General features: G+C 71.0%; 17 protein-coding genes and 1 pseudogene. 6 read left to right on the top strand and 12 right to left on the bottom strand.

Going from position 1 to position 16,473, the window contains the following annotated elements; all coding sequences use genetic code 11:
* Window positions 1-17 precede the first annotated feature (17 nt).
* Both G6N60_RS04205 and G6N60_RS04200 read right to left on the bottom strand, forming a co-directional pair.
* Entirely contained in the window at window positions 18-1,142 is a 1,125-nt protein-coding gene (locus G6N60_RS04205; protein ID WP_163732986.1) for an Rv0497 family membrane protein, read from the bottom strand.
* A complete protein-coding gene (locus tag G6N60_RS04200) occupies window positions 1,139-2,140 on the bottom strand; it encodes a Ppx/GppA family phosphatase (RefSeq protein WP_163732984.1) in 1,002 nt (333 codons plus the stop codon). Before G6N60_RS04200 ends, G6N60_RS04205 begins: the two co-directional genes overlap by 4 nt.
* Before the next feature lie 34 nt (window positions 2,141-2,174).
* On the opposite strand from G6N60_RS04200, the gene G6N60_RS04195 reads away from it, so the two are divergent.
* A complete protein-coding gene (locus tag G6N60_RS04195; RefSeq protein ID WP_163732981.1) occupies window positions 2,175-2,951 on the top strand; it encodes a DUF3109 family protein in 777 nt (258 codons plus the stop codon).
* On the opposite strand, the gene regX is transcribed toward G6N60_RS04195, so the two are convergent.
* From regX to G6N60_RS04165, 6 genes are all read right to left on the bottom strand, one after another.
* Complete coding sequence (regX, locus tag G6N60_RS04190) at window positions 2,952-3,638, bottom strand: two-component sensory transduction protein RegX (protein WP_163732977.1); 687 nt, start codon at window positions 3,636-3,638, stop codon at window positions 2,952-2,954.
* On the bottom strand, window positions 3,635-4,825 hold the full coding sequence (locus G6N60_RS04185) for a sensor histidine kinase (RefSeq protein ID WP_163732975.1): 1,191 nt from the start codon (window positions 4,823-4,825) through the stop codon (window positions 3,635-3,637). Before G6N60_RS04185 ends, regX begins: the two co-directional genes overlap by 4 nt.
* 139 nt (window positions 4,826-4,964) lie before the next feature.
* Entirely contained in the window at window positions 4,965-5,705 is a 741-nt protein-coding gene (locus tag G6N60_RS04180) for a phosphoglyceromutase (RefSeq protein WP_163732972.1), read from the bottom strand.
* A gap of 37 nt (window positions 5,706-5,742) precedes the next feature.
* Complete coding sequence (locus G6N60_RS04175; protein ID WP_163732970.1) at window positions 5,743-6,246, bottom strand: type III secretion system chaperone family protein; 504 nt, start codon at window positions 6,244-6,246, stop codon at window positions 5,743-5,745.
* Window positions 6,243-7,529: a D-inositol-3-phosphate glycosyltransferase gene (gene mshA / locus G6N60_RS04170; RefSeq protein WP_163732967.1), complete on the bottom strand. Its 1,287-nt coding sequence runs from the start codon at window positions 7,527-7,529 to the stop codon at window positions 6,243-6,245. Before mshA ends, G6N60_RS04175 begins: the two co-directional genes overlap by 4 nt.
* A gap of 50 nt (window positions 7,530-7,579) precedes the next feature.
* Entirely contained in the window at window positions 7,580-8,863 is a 1,284-nt protein-coding gene (locus G6N60_RS04165; protein ID WP_372511046.1) for an ROK family protein, read from the bottom strand.
* Window positions 8,864-9,053: 190 nt separating this feature from the next.
* Between G6N60_RS04165 and G6N60_RS04160 the strand changes: the two genes are divergently transcribed.
* Window positions 9,054-9,812, top strand: a complete 759-nt coding sequence (locus G6N60_RS04160; RefSeq protein ID WP_163732962.1) for an SDR family oxidoreductase — start codon at window positions 9,054-9,056, stop codon at window positions 9,810-9,812.
* 70 nt (window positions 9,813-9,882) lie between these two features.
* On the opposite strand, the pseudogene G6N60_RS04155 reads toward G6N60_RS04160, so the two are convergent.
* Together G6N60_RS04155 and G6N60_RS04150 are read right to left on the bottom strand one after the other, a co-directional pair.
* Window positions 9,883-11,214 (bottom strand): annotated as a pseudogene (locus tag G6N60_RS04155) (L,D-transpeptidase); the annotation flags it as partial.
* A 9-nt stretch (window positions 11,215-11,223) separates the two neighbouring features.
* The gene (locus G6N60_RS04150; RefSeq protein ID WP_163732959.1) at window positions 11,224-12,288 is read right to left on the bottom strand and encodes a UDP-N-acetylmuramate dehydrogenase; all 1,065 of its coding nucleotides are present in this window, start codon (window positions 12,286-12,288) and stop codon (window positions 11,224-11,226) included.
* A gap of 26 nt (window positions 12,289-12,314) precedes the next feature.
* On the opposite strand from G6N60_RS04150, the gene G6N60_RS04145 reads away from it, so the two are divergent.
* From G6N60_RS04145 to G6N60_RS04130, 4 genes are read left to right on the top strand one after another with little or no spacing between them, the layout of a single operon-like run.
* Window positions 12,315-12,821 (top strand): DUF2505 domain-containing protein, encoded by a 507-nt coding sequence (locus tag G6N60_RS04145; protein ID WP_163732956.1) that lies wholly within the window; start codon window positions 12,315-12,317, stop codon window positions 12,819-12,821.
* Window positions 12,818-13,588 carry a class I SAM-dependent methyltransferase gene (locus G6N60_RS04140; RefSeq protein WP_179969758.1) on the top strand — a complete coding sequence of 257 codons (771 nt, stop codon included), beginning with the start codon at window positions 12,818-12,820 and terminating at the stop codon, window positions 13,586-13,588. The genes G6N60_RS04145 and G6N60_RS04140 overlap by 4 nt, the downstream gene beginning before the upstream one ends.
* 19 nt (window positions 13,589-13,607) lie before the next feature.
* Window positions 13,608-14,423 carry a carbon-nitrogen hydrolase family protein gene (locus tag G6N60_RS04135; RefSeq protein ID WP_163732953.1) on the top strand — a complete coding sequence of 272 codons (816 nt, stop codon included), beginning with the start codon at window positions 13,608-13,610 and terminating at the stop codon, window positions 14,421-14,423.
* On the top strand, window positions 14,420-15,379 hold the full coding sequence (locus G6N60_RS04130) for an LmeA family phospholipid-binding protein (protein ID WP_163732951.1): 960 nt from the start codon (window positions 14,420-14,422) through the stop codon (window positions 15,377-15,379). Before G6N60_RS04135 ends, G6N60_RS04130 begins: the two co-directional genes overlap by 4 nt.
* On the opposite strand, the gene deoC is transcribed toward G6N60_RS04130, so the two are convergent.
* Complete coding sequence (gene deoC, locus G6N60_RS04125; RefSeq protein ID WP_163732948.1) at window positions 15,376-16,047, bottom strand: deoxyribose-phosphate aldolase; 672 nt, start codon at window positions 16,045-16,047, stop codon at window positions 15,376-15,378. The two genes, G6N60_RS04130 and deoC, sit on opposite strands and share 4 nt — an antisense overlap.
* On the bottom strand, window positions 16,047-16,433 hold the full coding sequence (locus tag G6N60_RS04120; RefSeq protein WP_246241120.1) for a DUF2599 domain-containing protein: 387 nt from the start codon (window positions 16,431-16,433) through the stop codon (window positions 16,047-16,049). Before G6N60_RS04120 ends, deoC begins: the two co-directional genes overlap by 1 nt.
* Window positions 16,434-16,473 lie beyond the last annotated feature (40 nt).

Below are 16,473 nucleotides of genomic sequence, written 5' to 3'. Positions count from 1 at the left end.
GGGATCAGTGTGACGGGTCAGTGCGACTGGAGGAGTGCCAGGGGTCCCAGGGTGACCAGGGCGCCGACCGCCACCGCGATCAGCGTGCTCCCGATGTCCTCGGTCTTGCGCACGACCCGCACGCCGACCACCAGGCCGAGGATGACGAGTACCGACAGCACCAGCGCGACGATCGTGTTCCACCGCCACAGCTGATCGAAGGCGATGAACAACCCGGCGCCGAACGCGACGGCCAGCACGCACTGCACGACGACCCAGATGCCCTTGACGACGGCGGAGCCGCCGGACTCCGTGGCCTCGCCCGCCTCGGCGGGCGTCTCCGCGGTGGCGAGCTCACCGGCCGCGCGGTCCCCCTTCGCGTCGGGGCCGAGGTCGATGTCCTCGGGCCCCGGCCGCGGTCCCCGCCGGGCCGCCTCGTCGGCGACGGACTGGCCACCGAACAGCGTGTCCGAGTCCGACCGCGAGTAGGACGACACCCGTGGGCGCGGTGTGTCAGCGGCGTCCGCGGCTTCTGCCGCGTCGTCCACGCCGCCGAGGTCATCGAGGTCGTCGAGGTCGTCCGCAGGGGCGAGGTCGTCGAGGTCGTCCGCGTCGTCCAGGCCCCCGCCGAAGCCCACGTCCGTGCCGAGGTCGAGCAGTTCGTCGTCGTCGACGACGGGATCGGGGCTCATCTGCTCGGCCCCGATGGACGGGGACGCGAACGCGGCCGGCGTCGCCACCGGGGGCCGACGCGTGGGTGCCTTGAAGTCGATGGGGTCCGGGTCGACGTCGCGGCTCTGGAGGTGCGCGCGGTAGTCGGCCTCGGCGTCGGTGAGCGCGGGCTCGGTGGCCTCCGTCGGTTCGGCGTCGGCTGCGGGTTCGACCGTGTCGGCCGGTTCGGCCGTGTCGGCGGATTCGTCGTGGGCGGGCGGTTCGGGCGTGGGTGTCGGGGCGGGGGGTGGCTCGGGCGCGGGCTGCACGACCGGCATCGACCCGGTGTTGACGATCGGGATCTCACCGGTGAGCTCGGCGACGGTCACGGCGTCGCTGTTGCCCTTGCGGCGACGGCGCCTGCCGCCCGCGGGCGGGGCGCCGATCGTGCCGTTCTTCGCCAGCAGTTCGGCCACCGAGATGGGCCGGGTCTGGTCGTCGGAATCGGTCATCGTGTCGCGCCTCTGGCCATCGCCTTCTTCACACCGGCCAGGCCCGCCGACGTGCCGACCAGGGCCGTGCCGTCTGCCTCGCTATCGAGTCTCCGCAAGATCAACCCTTCTCGCAACGCCCAGGGGCAAATGTCCACGGTGTCTATCGCCAGGGCCTTCATACTCGCCTCAGCAACCAGCGCTCCCGCCACGATCTGCGGCGCCCGCTCGGCGCTCACCCCTTCCAACTCCGCACGGTCGGCCGTCGTCATCCTAGAGATGAATGCTATGAGCTGACGAAGTCCTGCCGCCGTCAGTGTCCTCTTCACCCTCGGCCCCGCGCCCGAGGGCGCTGCGCCGGTGAGTCGCGCCAGCGAGCGGAACGTCTTCGAGGTCGCGACCGTCAGGTCGGGGGCGCCGGCGTCGAGCACCTCGGCGGCCGCGTCGGCCATCTCCGTCGCCAGCCAATCCCGCAGCATTGCCACGCGCCGCCGGCCGGGGGGATCGTCCTGCAACCACTCCCTGGTCAGTCGGCCGGCGCCCAGCGGCAGCGACAGCGCGATGTCGGGCTCCTCGTCGACGCCGCTGGACAATTCCAGGGACCCGCCGCCGATGTCGATGTTGATGATGCGCCCGGGGCTCCACCCGTACCAGCGCCGCACGGCCAGGAAGGTCAGCCGGGACTCGTCCACCCCGGAGAGCACCTTGAGGGCCACGCCCGTCTCCGCGAGCACCCGGGCGAGCACGTCATCGGAGTTCGTGGCGTCGCGCACCGCCGACGTGGCGAACGCCATCAGCTCCGCACACCCCGAGCTGGTGGCGATCTTGGCGAACTCGTCGATGGTCTCGACCAGCTTGTCGGCACCCTTGCGGGTGAGCTTTCCCGACCCGTCGATGGCCTCCGCCAGGCGCAGCGAGGCCTTCGTGGAGCTCATCGGCGTGGGGTGTCCACCGCGCCGAGCATCCACGACGAGCAGATGAACCGTGTTGCTGCCCACGTCGAGCACGCCCAATCGCACGCGACCCACGTTATCGGGTCTACCGTTGCGTTCCGTGAGCGCATCGCACCCCGGTGAGGTGGAGTTGGACTTCGCCCGCGAATGGGTGGAGTTCCCCGACCCCGACAACCCCGAGCATCTGATCGCCGCGGACCTCACCTGGCTGTGTTCGCGGTGGACGTGCGTGTTCGGCACCCCCGCGTGCCAGGGCACCGTCGCGGGCCGCCCCGACGACGGCTGCTGCAGCCACGGCGCGTTCATGTCCGACGACGACGACGTCGCCCGGCTCGACGCCGCGGTGGCGCAGCTGACCGACGACGACTGGCAGTTCCGCGACAAGGGGCTCGGCCGCAAGGGCTACCTCGAGATGGATGAATACGACGGCAAGGACAACCTGCGGACCCGTAAGTACAAGGGCGCCTGCATCTTCCTCAACCGGCCCGGCTTCGCCGGGGGCATCGGCTGCGCACTGCACTCCAAGGCGCTCGCGCTCGGGGTGGAGCCGCTGACGATGAAACCCGACATCTGCTGGCAGCTGCCGATCCGGCGCAGCCAGGAGTGGGTGGAGCGCCCCGACGGCACGCAGGTCCTACGGACCACAATCACCGAATACGACCGGCGCGGCTGGGGCGAGGGCGGAGCGGATCTGCACTGGTACTGCACCGGCGACCCGAACGCCCACGTCGGCGCGCGGCAGGTGTGGCAGTCCTACGCTCCCGAGCTGACCGAGCTACTCGGCGAGAAGGCGTACGCCGAACTCGCGGCGATGTGCAAGAAGCGCAGCCGCCTCGGTCTGATCGCCATCCACCCCGCGACGCGCGCCGCGCAGTAGTCAGCCCTCGAGCTTGTAGCCCAGCCCCCGCACCGTCACCAGGTGCACCGGGTTCGCCGGGTCGCCCTCGATCTTGCTGCGCAGCCGCTTGACGTGGACGTCGAGCGTCTTGGTGTCACCGACGTAGTCCGCACCCCACACCCGGTCGATCAGCTGCCCGCGGGTCAGCACCCGGCCGCTGTTGCGCATCAGATACTCCAGCAGGTCGAACTCCTTGAGCGGCAACGTAATCGACTCGCCGTTGACCGCGACGACGTGCCGCTCGACGTCCATCCGGACCGGGCCCGCCTCCAGCACGCCGTCGCCGATGCCCGCGTCGTCGTTGTCGGCGCCGCGGCGGAGCACCGCGCGGATGCGGGCGATCAGCTCCCGCGCCGAGTACGGCTTGGTGACGTAGTCGTCGGCGCCGAGTTCGAGCCCGACCACCTTGTCGATCTCGCTGTCGCGCGCGGTCACCATGATCACCGGGACGCTGGAACGCGAGCGCAACTGCTTGCACACGTCGGTTCCGCTCATGCCCGGCAGCATGAGGTCCAGCAGCACGATGTCGGCGCCCGCGCGTTCGAATTCGGCGAGCGCCGCGGGGCCGTCGGTGACGACCGTCGCCTCGAAGCCCTCCTTGCGCAACAGGAAGGCCAACGGATCGGCCAGTGACTCTTCGTCTTCCACGATCAATACGCTCGTCACGGTAACGATGGGTCCTCTCGTTCGTCCGACTCGTCGTCGGGTTCGTGATGGGCCGGGATCGACAGGGTGAACGTCGAACCGGTGCCTGGCTGACTCCACAGCCGGATGGATCCGTTGTGATTGGCCGCAACGTGTTTCACGATGGCCAAGCCGAGTCCCGTGCCGCCGGTGGCCCGGGACCGCGCCGTGTCGACGCGGAAGAATCTCTCGAAGACCCGCTCCTGGTCGTCGCGGGCGATGCCGATGCCGCGGTCGGTCACCGCGATCTCGATGTCGTCACCTCGGCGCCGTCGGCTGATCGACACCGGAGATCCCTTGGGCGAGTAGGCGATTGCGTTGGACACCAGGTTGGCGATCGCGGTCACCAGCAGCGGCTGGTCGCCCAGCACGTGGTACCCCGTGGGCGCGTCGGTGGTGATCTCGATGTCGGCGTTGTCCGCGGCGACCTTGTAGCGCGACAGCGCCTCGCCGACCACGGAGTCGACGTCGACGGACTCCAGATCGGGCAGCGGCTCGGCGCCCTGCAACCGGGACAGCTCGATGAGCTCGCCGACCATGTTCGCCAACCGTTCGGACTCCGTGATCATCATCTCGGCGAAGCGGCTCACGGTCGCGGGATCGTCGGTCGAGGCCTGCAGCGCCTCCGCCAGCAGCCCCATCGCGCCGACCGGCGTCTTGAGTTCGTGGCTGACGTTGGCGACGAAGTCCCTGCGGGTGGCCTCCATCCTGGCGTGCTCGGACTGGTCGTCGACGTACACCACCGCGAACCGGCGGTCGTCCTGACTCAGCAGCCGCACGTGGCCTCTGACGGAAAGCCCTGAGCGCCCGGGGTTTTGGCGCCGCACGGGGGCGAGCTCGAAGTCGGCGTCGGCGCCGGTGGCCAGGGTGCGCTGCGCGGCCGCCCACGCCCGGTCGTCGAGCAACCGGTCCCGGACCAGGCCCAGCTCGCGTGCCTGGTCGTTCATGTAGACCACGTCACGGTAGGTGTCGACGACCACGGTCCCCACCGGTGAGAGCGACACGATGTTCTGCAGCATCTGCGAGACGGTGATGCCCGCCTGGTCGACGGCCCGCCGCTCCCGGCGTGCGGCGATCCGCGGCGCCAGCGCCAGCCCGGCGCCCACCCCCGCGGCGAGCGCGAGAACGGCGACTACTGCCACCGTCAGCAGCGCCGCTACCACACTCACGCGAAAATCGTACGCACTCGGTGAACGCCATCCCAGCAGCGTGCGGCTAAATCGGGACACGTCACAGAGGCAAACACAGGAGTTCGGGTTGCGTTCACCCGAGTTCACCCACTGTTCGCCTCGCCGGTCCCCCGGTCGACTACTTCGCGCCCTGCGCGGCCACGGCGGCGGCGCCCGCCGCGGCGGCGTCCGGATCGAGGTACGTCCCGCCGGGGACGGTCGGGGCCAAGGCGTCGTCCAACTCGTACACCAGCGGTATCCCGGTCGGGATGTTGAGGCCGACGACGTCATCGTCGGACATGCCGTCGAGGTACTTCACCAGCGCGCGCAGCGAGTTGCCGTGCGCGGCGACCAGCACGGTCTTGCCCGCCTGCAGATCGGGCGCGATCGTGCTGGTGAAGTACGGGACGAAGCGGGCGACGACGTCGGCGAGGCACTCGGTGAGCGGTCCGCCGCCGATGTCTGCGTAGCGCGGGTCGGCGTCCTGGCTGAACTGACTGCCCGGCTCGATGGGCGGGGGCGGCGTGTCGTAGCTGCGGCGCCACGCCATGAACTGCTCCTCGCCGTACTTGGCCTTGGTCTCGGCCTTGTCGAGGCCCTGCAGCGCGCCGTAGTGCCGCTCGTTGAGCCGCCAGTCCCGGACCACCGGGATCCAGTGCCGGTCGGCCGCGTCGAGCGCCAGGTTCGCGGTGGTGATGGCGCGCCGCAGCAATGAGGTGTACAGCACGTCCGGCAACACGCCCTGCGACTTCATCAGCTCACCGCCGCGCACCGCCTCGGCCCGACCCTTGTCGGTGAGGTCCACGTCCACCCAGCCGGTGAACAGGTTCAGCGCGTTCCATTCGCTCTCGCCATGGCGGAGCAGCACCAGAGTCGGCATGGTGACGATCTTGCCATGACCCCCGCGGACGTGGGATCTAGTCGTCGCCGTCGTCGATCATGTGCTCGAAGGCACGCAGGTTCTTCAGCGACTCGCCCCGCTTCACCCGCCACTCCCATTCCTTCTGAATGGACGAGTGAAAGCCCAACTCCAACAACATGTTGAAGTCGGCTTCGACGGCGAGGACGACCTGGCCCAGGATGTTGTCGATGACGTCGGAGGTCACCGACTCCAGCGGGATGCGACCGACCAGATAGATGTCGCCGAGGTTGTCGAGGGTGTAGGCGACGCCGAACAGCTTGCGGTTGCGCCGCAGCAGGTAGCGGTAGACCTTCTCGAAGTCCTCGTCGGGCTTGCGGCAGATGAACGCCTCGATGCGCAGGGAGTGATCCCCGACGGTGAGGATCGTGTTCGTAATGAGCCGGCGCTCGCCGGGCACCTCGACCACGATGCCCGACGGCGCACCGTCGACGCCGTGGTGGAAGGCGTACTCCAGCGAGGCTTCCTTCAGCGTGGCTTCGATGACCTCGAGTGCAGTCATGCCCGGATGCCCCGTCGAATCGAGAACCGGCGGGCGTTGCGCCGGACCGGTAGCTCGGCCCGCTGGTGCCGGGACCGGTAGTCGCTGATCGCACGGCCGTAGCTGGCCTGCAGCGCGTCGACGGTGTGCGCCCAGGAGAAGCTCGCGGCGTGCGCCATCGCGGCGGTCCGCAGGGTGTCGGGTCCGCGCTCGAAGAGCCCATCGATGGCCGCGGCCCAGTCGCCGGGGTCGTGACCGTCGACCAGGACGCCACTGACGCCGTCGCGGACGGCCACCGGGAGACCACCCACCGCGGCCGCCACGACCGGCGTTCCGCAGGCCTGGGCCTCCACCGCGACCAGCCCGAACGACTCGGCGTAACTCGGTACCGCCACGACGTCGGCGGCGCGATAGACGTCGACGAGCTGGTCTCTGGTCTGGGGCGGCAGGAACGTCACGCGGTCTGACATACCCAGCTCGTCGGCCAGCCGAACCAACCCGTCCGGATTCGCCAGCCCCGACCCCGACGGCCCGCCGGCGATGACGACGCGCACGTCGGGCAGCTTGGCGACCGCCCGCAGCAGCACGTCGGGCGCCTTCAGCGGCTGAATGCGGCCGACGAACGCGACGACCCGCTCGTCGGCGCGCAGTCCGAGCGCCCGCCGCGACTGCGCGCGGTCACCGGGGGTGAACACCTCCAGATCGACGCCGGGATGAGCGACGTCGATGCGCTGCGGATCGGCGTGGTGCAGCGAAACCAGTTGCTGCGCTTCGTATTCGGTGTTGACGATCAACCGGTCGGCCTCGTCGACCACCTGCTGCTCGCCGACCGCGCGCAGCGGCGGCTCCGGCTGGTCGCCGACCGCGAGCGAGGCGTTCTTCACCGCCGCGAGGGTGTGGGCGGTGTGCACCAGCGGCACGGCCCACCGGTCCCGCGCCAGCCAGCCGACCTGGCCCGAGAGCCAGTAGTGGGAGTGGACGACGTCGTAGTAGCCCGGCTCGTGGGTGGCCTCGGCCCGCAGGACGCCCGCGGTGAAGGCACACAGCTGTGTGGGCAGGTCGTGTTTGTCGAGCCCCTCGAACGGTCCGGCCACCACGTTGCGCACCAGCACGCCGGGGGCCACCCGCACGACGGGGGCGTCCGCCGACGTCGTCGCCCTGGTGAAGATCTCCACCTCGACGCCGCGGCGGGCCAGCTCGAGCGCGGTCTGCAGGACGTAGACGTTCATCCCGCCCGCATCGCCGGTCCCCGGTTGGGCCAGGGGGGAGGTATGGACCGACAGGACGGCTACGCGCACACCCAATACTTACACCGGGTCCCGCGGGAGTTGCCCGTGCCCTGCTCGGAGGTGGGTCAGGCGGTCTTGTCGCGCACGGCGCGCCGCATGGCAGCAATGGGGTCGGCGTACAGCCCGCCCAGGGACACGACGCCGGCGCCCGCCTCCTGCACGCGGTTCCCGAACGACGTCAGCCGGAGGTCGCGCGGGGCGAGCACCGAGCGGCTGCGGTAGGCCGCCTCGACCCGGGCCATCGCTTGCGGGTACTCGGTGAAGGCCTGCCCGCCCACCACGAGGTCGTCGGGGTTGAGCATGTCGCGCAGCAACGCAACGGCCTCCCCGAGCACGCGGGCTCGTTCGTCGAGCAGGTCGATGGCGTCCCGGTTGCCCTGGCGCGCCGAGCGCAGTACGGCGGTCACGGTCGACGATGGTCCGTCGGCGGGCACGATGCGCAGCCTGCGGGCCGCCGTCAGCACCGCCTCATCGCTCACGGTGGACTCCAATTGCCCTGTGCCGCCGAGGATCTCGGACTGCACGGGCAGCGCCGCGATGGTGCCGGGACCGCTGGTGGGCGAGTGCACCCGGCCGCCGATGGACAGCGCGTAGCCGACCGTCTCGCGGGCGTAGACGTACAGGCTCGTCAGCGGCGCCGAGGTCGCACTCATCCGGCGGGCGCCGAGCAGCAGTTCCGCTCCGGCCATCGCGTCGACGTGCGACGCCAGCGACACCGGCAGCCCGAGGGCCTCGGCGAGCACGGGTCCGACGGGCGCGTCGGTCCAGCCCAGCCGGGCATGGTCGAGGTGGCCGGTGGCGCTGTCGACGACGCCGCCCGACGCGATCCCCACCCACAGCGGCCTGCGGCGGTGCCACCGGCTCAGGTAGCGGCTGGCGCTGCCGGCGAGGGCGGCCAGCGCCGTGCCCTGCGATCCGCGTGGCGTGGGGGTCTCGACCACGTCGAGGGTCCGGCCGAACAGGTCGGTCGCCACGATGCTGGTGGTGCGGGCGCCGATGTGGATGCCCAGGGTGAGGAACGGCTCGTGGTTGACCTCGACCGGAACGCGTGGGCGGCCGATGGCGCCGGAGACGGCCAGGTCGGCCCGCTCACGCAGCACACCGGCGTCGAGCAGGGCGGTGACCTGGCGGTTCACGGTGGCGATGCTCAGCCCGGTCGCCTGGGCGATGACGTCGCGGGCGATCGGTCCGCGCAGCCGGGCGGCGCCGAACACCGACGCGGCGGCCGCCTCGGCGACCCGCAGCGAGGGCGCCACGATGTGCTGGCGGGCCATCAGCGCGCGCTTGGCGTGGGCGGCCGAGAGGGCGGTGGGGGTGGTGGGGGTCTCGCGAATGGCGGTGGTGCTCACGGGAGGTGTCCTTCGTCGATATCGGCTGGTGGGTTCTTGGCCTCACCTGGCGACTCGAGGGGACGACGTCCGTGATTCGGTCAGGCGCGGCTGCAGCGGCAACGACAACAACACGCACGCCGAACGGCGATGCGGGAGGTCAGACCAGCGGACACGATGAGAAACCTAGCACGCCACTAGAGTTGGCGGAATGACGGCATCCGGAAACTCCCAGCCCGTCGCCGTGGTCACCGGCGCCAGCTCGGGCATCGGCGAGGCGACAGCGAAAACCCTTGCCGCACTTGGCTTTCACGTGGTCTGCGTGGCCCGTCGCCAGGACCGCATCGCGGCGCTGGCCGCCGAGATCGGTGGCACCGCGATTGTGGCGGACGTCACTGACGGCGCGGCGGTCGAGGCGCTCGCCGACGGCCTGACGCGCGTCGACGTCCTCGTCAACAACGCCGGCGGCGCCAAGGGCACCCAGACGGTCGCCGACGCCGACCTCGACGACTGGCGCTGGATGTGGGAGACCAACGTCCTGGGCACCCTGCGCGTGACCAGGGCGCTGCTGCCGAAGCTGATCGCCTCCGGCAACGGGCTCATCGTCACGGTGACCTCGATCGCGGCCTTCGAGGTGTACGACGGCGGCGCCGGCTACACCTCCGCCAAGCACGCGCAGGCCGCGCTGCACCAGACCCTGCGCGGCGAGCTGCTGGGTCTTCCCGTGCGGCTCACCGAGATTGCGCCGGGCATGGTCGAGACCGAGTTCTCCGTCGTCCGGTTCGGCGGCGACCAGGACCGCGCCGACGCGCTGTACCGCGGCATGACGCCGCTGGTGGCCGCCGACGTCGCCGAGGTGATCGGCTTCGTGGCCTCCCGGCCCCCGCACGTCAACCTGGACCAGATCGTCATCCGCCCGCGCGATCAGGCCACCGCGACGCGGAAGTTCACCCGCCCGGAATCGGACTGAGGTTCGAGTTCGGTACCGACGTCGTCGTGGACGTCGTGGTGGACGTGGTGGTGGACGTCGTCGTCGACGTGGTCGTGCTGGGGCTCGACGTGCTGGACCCCTGAGCCGGGGTGAGCGTCACCTGGCTGGGCGGGGTCGTCGTCGGCGTGCCGGACAGCGTCGGCGCGTCGCTCGGCGTGGCGGGCGCGCTGCTCGGGACGTTCTGCAGCGGCGTGTCGTTGTTCAGCGCCGACATCGACCGCCACTGGTCCCAGTCCACCGCCCAGTCCCAGATGTCGCCGTCGGCGTAGGACAGCTGGATCGACGTCCCGGTCACCTCGACGGGATCCCCGTAGATGGCGGTGTTGTAGTACTGCTCGGCGTCCGACGTCGACAGGTTGATGCAGCCGTTGGTGACGTTGGTGTTGCCCTGGGCGCCCGCGCTGGACGGATTGGCGTGGATGAACTCACCGTTGTTGGAGATGCGCACCGCGAAGCGCTCGTGGGCGTTGGTGTAGCCGGCGGCCGGGTTGGACATGTAGAAGTCCTGGTACTTCTCGGTGACGACGTGGATGCCGCTGCGGGTGATGTTGCGCGGCAGGTCGGCCTCGCCGTAGCTGCACGGCAGGTCGAGGATCACGCCCTCGTCGGTGATGACCTGGATGCGGTGCGACGACGCGTCGGCCTTGACCACCTGCCGGCGGCCGATCTCGAAGTCCAGCGTGATGTCCTGGGCGCCGAACGCACCGGAGCCGAACGGGACGCCGTACGTGCTGGCCGCGACGTGGACCTTCGTGCCCGCCGGGTAGTAGTCCTGGGTGCGCCAGTGCACGCGGGAACCGGCCGCCTCGTCGGGTAGCCAGGCCCAGCTGCCCACGACCGGCGGGGTCGTCGTCACGCTCAGCGCGCGCTCGACCGCGGGTTTGGCGTCGTCGGGAATGGCCGCGTCGAACTGCAGGATGACCGGCGCGGCGATGCCGACGACCTGACCGTCGCCCAGCTGGAACTGCCCGTTCACCTGAGTCGACGGGTTCACCGTGGTGAAGGTGCCCCCGAGCGGGACGGCCTTGCCGTCGCGGCCGACGGCCGACCCGGACCACGTGTACTGCACGCCGTAGCCCAGCGGCTCGGTGGTCGAGAACGACGTGCGATCACCGCTGATGGCGCCCGCGACCGGCTTGCCGTCGGCGTTGAGCAGCGCGACGCGCTGCAACCAGCCGTTCGTGACGGTCACGGAGATGCGGTCGGTCGGTGCGACGTCGACCGCATTCTTGGCCGGGGTGTAGGTGATTTCCGCCTTCGCGGGAGCCTCGGTCGCCTCGGGTTGGCTGGTCGAAGACCTACCGCTGCACGCCGCGAGCACGCCGGAGGCGCCCACGGCGATGGCGGTCAGCGCTTGGCGCCGGTTGATGGTCACGTTCAGATACGGTACCTAGAGAACGCAGCCAACCAGAATCGGCTCGGGTGTGAGCTCGATCCGCAGGGCCTCCCGCACGCCGTCGCGCACCGTCCTGGCCAGCGCCAACAGGTCTGCGGTGGTGGCCGCACCACGATTGGTGAGGGCCAGTGCGTGCTTCGTCGACAACCGGGCCGCGGCCCCGTCGCCGGGGTAGCCCCTGGCGAACCCGGCCCGCTCGACGAGCCAGGCGGCGGCCAGCTTGACCCCGTCAGGGGCGGGGAAGTGCGGCACGGGACCGTCGACCTGTTCGCTCAGCCGCGCGAACTCGGCGGCCGACACGACGGGGTTGGTGAAGAACGACCCGACGCTCCAGGTGTCCGGATCGCCGTCGTCGAGCACCATGCCCTTGCCCGCCCGCAGCGCCAGCACCCGCTCGCGCACCAGCGTCGGCTCCGCTCGCGCCCCCGGCGCGACGTCCAGCGCCCTGGCCAATTCGCCGTATCTTATTGGTGCGCTTCGGTTTTCGGGGTCGAGCGCGAACTCGACCTCGAGCACCACCACGCGCGAGGAATGCTTCAGGACGCTGGTGCGGTAGCCGAACCGCAGCTCGTCCGGCGCTGCCCAGCGCACCTCCCCCGTGCCGCGGTCCAGCAACCGGACCCGGCGGAGCACGTCAGCGACCTCCACGCCGTAGGCGCCGACGTTCTGCACCGGCGTCGCACCCGTCGAGCCGGGAATCCCGGACAGGCACTCCAGTCCGCCCAGCCCGTACGCCAGCGACGTCACGACCACGTCGTCCCAGGAGGCCCCCGCCTCGGCGCGCAGCACGTCGCCCTCGACGGTGATCTCGGTGTTGGCCACCCGCACGACGGTCAGGTCGGCCAGGTCGTCGGCCACGACGACGTTGGACCCCCCGGCCAGCACCAGCGTGCGCTCGGCGGGATCGTCGACGGGCAGCGCGCGCAGCACCCGCACCAGGTCGTCGGTGGTGGCGCAGGTGATCACCCGGCTGGCCACGGGCCCGACCCGCAGCGTGGTCATCGGCGCCACGGGCACGGACCGCTCGACGGCCACGCCTGCGATATCCGAAACGGCCACGGGCCCCAACGGTAGCGTGGGCGGCTATGCCACGTTCCTTCGACATGGCCGCCGACTACGACGGCTCCGTCGAACAGATCCATCAGGCGTTCGCCGACGAGCAGTACTGGCTGCAGCGGCTCGCCGACTCCGGCGCCGACACGGTGTCCCTCGACTCGATGACGCACGACGCCGACGGCACCCTCGACGTCGTCACCACCCAGACGCTCAGCGCCGACCGGCTGCCCGCCGTCGTCACCCAATTCCACCGCGGCGACCTGATCTTCGTGCGCGAGGAGCGCTGGACGCCGGTCACCGACGGGCGGGCGACCGCGACGGTGAAGGGCTCGGTCACCGGAGCCCCGGCGACGCTGTCGGGCACCATGGCGCTCGTGCCGTCGGGCGCCGGCTCCCGGCTCGAGGTCACCGCCACCGTCGAGGTCCGCATCCCGCTGGTCGGCGGCAAGGTGGAGAACTTCATCGGCGCCCAGCTGAAGGACCTACTGACCTCCGAACAGCAGTTCACGACCGCGTGGATCAGGGAGAACGCCTGACCTCGCCCCTGGGTCAGCCGACCCGCGGCACCACCGGATACAACCGGCTGCGGCGCAGCGACCGCTGGCTGATGCACGCACCGCGGGTCCGCGCGGCGCTGCTGTCGGCCACCGATCCCCTGGTCGTCGACCTCGGGTACGGCGCGCTGCCCGTGACGACGCTCGAGCTGGCGGCCCGACTCCGCAGCGTGCGGCCCGACGTGCGCGTCGTCGGACTGGAGATCCATCCCGACCGCGTGGTGCCCGCGCGCGACGGCGTCGAATTCGGGCTCGGCGGCTTCGAACTCGCGGGCCTGCGACCCGTTCTGGTACGCGCGTTCAACGTGCTGCGTCAGTACCACGTCGACGACGTGGCGCAGGCGTGGGCGCAGCTGCGGACGCGGCTGGCGCCGGGCGGGCTCGTCGTCGACGGCACGTGCGACGAGCTGGGCAGGCGCTGCTGCTGGGTGCTGCTCGACGACGCCGGACCGGTGAATCTCGTCATGGCGTGCGACCCGTTCGCCATCGACCGGCCCTCCGATCTGGCCGAACGTCTGCCCAAGGCGCTGATCCACCACAACGTGCCCGGTCAGCCGATCCACGACCTGCTGACCGCCGCCGACCGGGCGTGGGCCGCCGCCGCCGGACACGGGGTGTTCGGACCGCGGGTGCGCTGGCGAGCGATGCTGCAGTCGCTGGCCGACGACGGACATCCGGTCGAGCCACCACGGCGGCGGTTGCGCGACGGCGTGCTCTGCGTGCCGTGGGAAGCCGTCGCGCCGCGCTGAGCCGCACTAGGCTGTCGGAATGCGGATTGCCTTGGCGCAGATCCAGAGTGGCACCGACCCGGCGGCGAACCTCGCGCTCGTCGAAGACCACACCCGGCGCGCCGCCGACGCGGGCGCGGCCATGGTGCTGTTCCCGGAGGCCACGATGTGCCGGTTCGGGGTGTCCCTCAAGCCCATCGCCCAACCGCTCGACGGGCCGTGGGCCGACGGGGTCCGCGCCGTCGCCGAGCAGGCGGGCATCGTGGTCGTCGCGGGGATGTTCTGCCCCAGCGACGACGGGCGGGTCACCAACACACTGGTGGCGGCCGGCCCCGGCGTCGACGCGCACTACCACAAGATCTACCTGTACGACGCCTTCGGATTCACCGAATCACGCACCGTCGCACCGGGTTTCGAGCCCACGCTCATCACGGTCGACGGCGTCGACGTCGGTCTGACGACCTGTTACGACATCCGGTTCCCCGAGCTCTACGTCGAGCTCGCCCAGCGCGGCGCCCAGCTCGTCACCGTGCACGCGTCGTGGGGCTCGGGCCCCGGCAAGCTCGACCAGTGGACGCTGCTGGCGCGGGCGCGCGCACTCGACTGCACCAGCGTCCTCGCCGCGGTCGGCCAGGCCTACCCCGGCGACGAGATCGCCGCCGCGGGGCCGACGGGCGTCGGCGGCAGCCTGGTGTGCTCGCCGGTCGGTGACGTCGTCGCCATGGCCGGACCCGATCCGCAACTCGTGGTCGTCGACGTCGACCTCGACGCCGTCGGTCCGGCGCGCGACGCCATCGCGGTGCTGCGCAACCGGGCCGGGTTCGCTCAGACGAGTAGGGCACAATCGCTGGGGTGACCGACCCCTCCGAGCAGTGGGCCCGACCGGCCAACCAGCAACCCCAGCCGCAGCAGCCCCAGCCGGGGCACCCGGCGGGGCCGCCGTACGCGGGTCCACCTCCGCAGGGCTACTCGCCGGCGCAGGGCTACCCGCCGGCGCAGGGATATCCGCCCGCACAGGGTCATTCGCCGGCGCAGGCCGGTGACCACGACGAGTCCGGTGGCGGACGGTTCGGCTTCCTGCGCGATCCCCTGTCGATCGTGCTGGTGGTCGTCATCGTGCTCGCGATCGGCGCGGCGGCCCTAGTCGGGGGCGAGATCTACGCGCGCCAGCGGGCCGACTCGATCGTCTCGGCCACCACGAAGTGCGAGATCCAGGACGACGTGACCGTGTCGTTCGCCAAATTCCCGCCGTTCCTTTACCAGTACGCGACGAGCCACTACGACACCATCTCGGTCACCACGGCCGGCAATCAGATCCGCAACATCAAGGGCATGAAGGCCCAGATCTCCATCGACGACGTGCGCATCGACAAGAGCGGCTCCTCGTCGGGCTCGATCGGTGCGCTCGACGCGACGCTCACGTGGTCGACCGACGGCATCAAACAGACCATCCAGAACTCGATCCCCCTCATCGGCGGCTTCGTCACGGGCGTCAAGACCAACGCCGCCGACGGCACGGTCGACCTCGAGGGCATGCTCGGCAGCATCGTGGTCAAGCCGGAGGTCGTGAACAACGGCATCTCCCTGCAGGTGCAGCAGCTGACCGGCCTGGGGTTCACGCTGCCGAGGGAGACCGTGCAGCCCGCACTCGACGCGTTCAGCGGACAGCTGACGCAGAACTACCCGCTCGGCGTGCACGCCGACAGCGTGCAGGTCACCGATTCGGGCGTGGTCAGCAAGTTCTCGACGCGCAACGCCTCCATCCCCGCGAGCAACGGCAACAGCCAGGACCCCTGCTTCGCCGGTCTCTAGGACAGCCCGTCGAGCACCGCGCGGGTGCCGGATAGTCCGAGCCGCGTCGCGCCCGCGTCGAGCATGGCGACGGCGTCGGCGGCGGTCCGGATGCCGCCGCTGGCCTTGACGGCCACGGTCGGGCCGACGGTGGCGGCCATGATCTCGACGGCACGAACCGACGCGCCGCCCGCGGGGTGAAAGCCCGTCGAGGTCTTGACGAATTCGGCGCCCGCCTCGGCCGCCGCCCGGCACACCTCGACCAGCGTCTGCTCACCGGCGAGCGTCAGGAGCGCGGCGGACTCGACGATGACCTTCAGCACCGCATCCGGGACCGCGGCGCGGACGGCAGCGACGTCGGCGCGGACGGCCGCGAGGTCGCCGGCCACCGCCGCGCCCACGTCGATGACCATGTCGACCTCACCGGCACCCGCGGCGACGGCCAGTGCGGCCTCCTGCGCCTTGATGTCCGAGACGTGCTTGCCCGAGGGGAACCCGGCGACCGCGGCGATCACCAGACCCGACGATCCGCCTGCGGCGACGGGCACCAGCGACGGCGACACGCACACCGCGTAGACGCCGAGGTCGGCCGCCTCGGCTACCAGTGCCGACACGTCGGCCGCCCTCGCCTCCGGCTTGAGCAGGGTGTGGTCGACCATCGCGGCCACGGCGGCCCTGGTCCAGGTCATCAGGACGGCTCCTCGGCGCCACCGGGGTTGCAGCGGGTGTCGACCATCGTCTGGTCGCTGACCACCGGGCGCCATGGCTCGAGATTCCAGCTGGTCTTGCCGGGCTGCACCTTCTCGGCGAACGCCCAGTGGCAGAGGAACTGCGCGCGCATCCCCGGGGTGTCGGCGTCGGGGGACAGCCGCAGCACCTCGGTCCACGCCTCCTGCCCCTGGGCGTCCTCGTTGAACTCGGCGGCGGCGCGCCGGCCCGCGGCGGTCGGGTACACGTGCAGACTCGACAGGCCGTTCCAATGGGTCCACTCGGTGTGGTCGATGAAGGGCGGAGCGGCGGCGGGATCCGCGGCCGCGGTGGGCGCCTGGCCCGTCGCCACGACCCCCGTTGCCATCACCCCAGCCAGGACGACGGCCGCCGCCACGGCGGCGAAC

This window comes from Mycolicibacterium madagascariense (genome assembly GCF_010729665.1).
Taxonomy (GTDB): domain Bacteria; phylum Actinomycetota; class Actinomycetes; order Mycobacteriales; family Mycobacteriaceae; genus Mycobacterium; species Mycobacterium madagascariense.
This window is presented reverse-complemented; position numbering and strand designations above follow the sequence as displayed.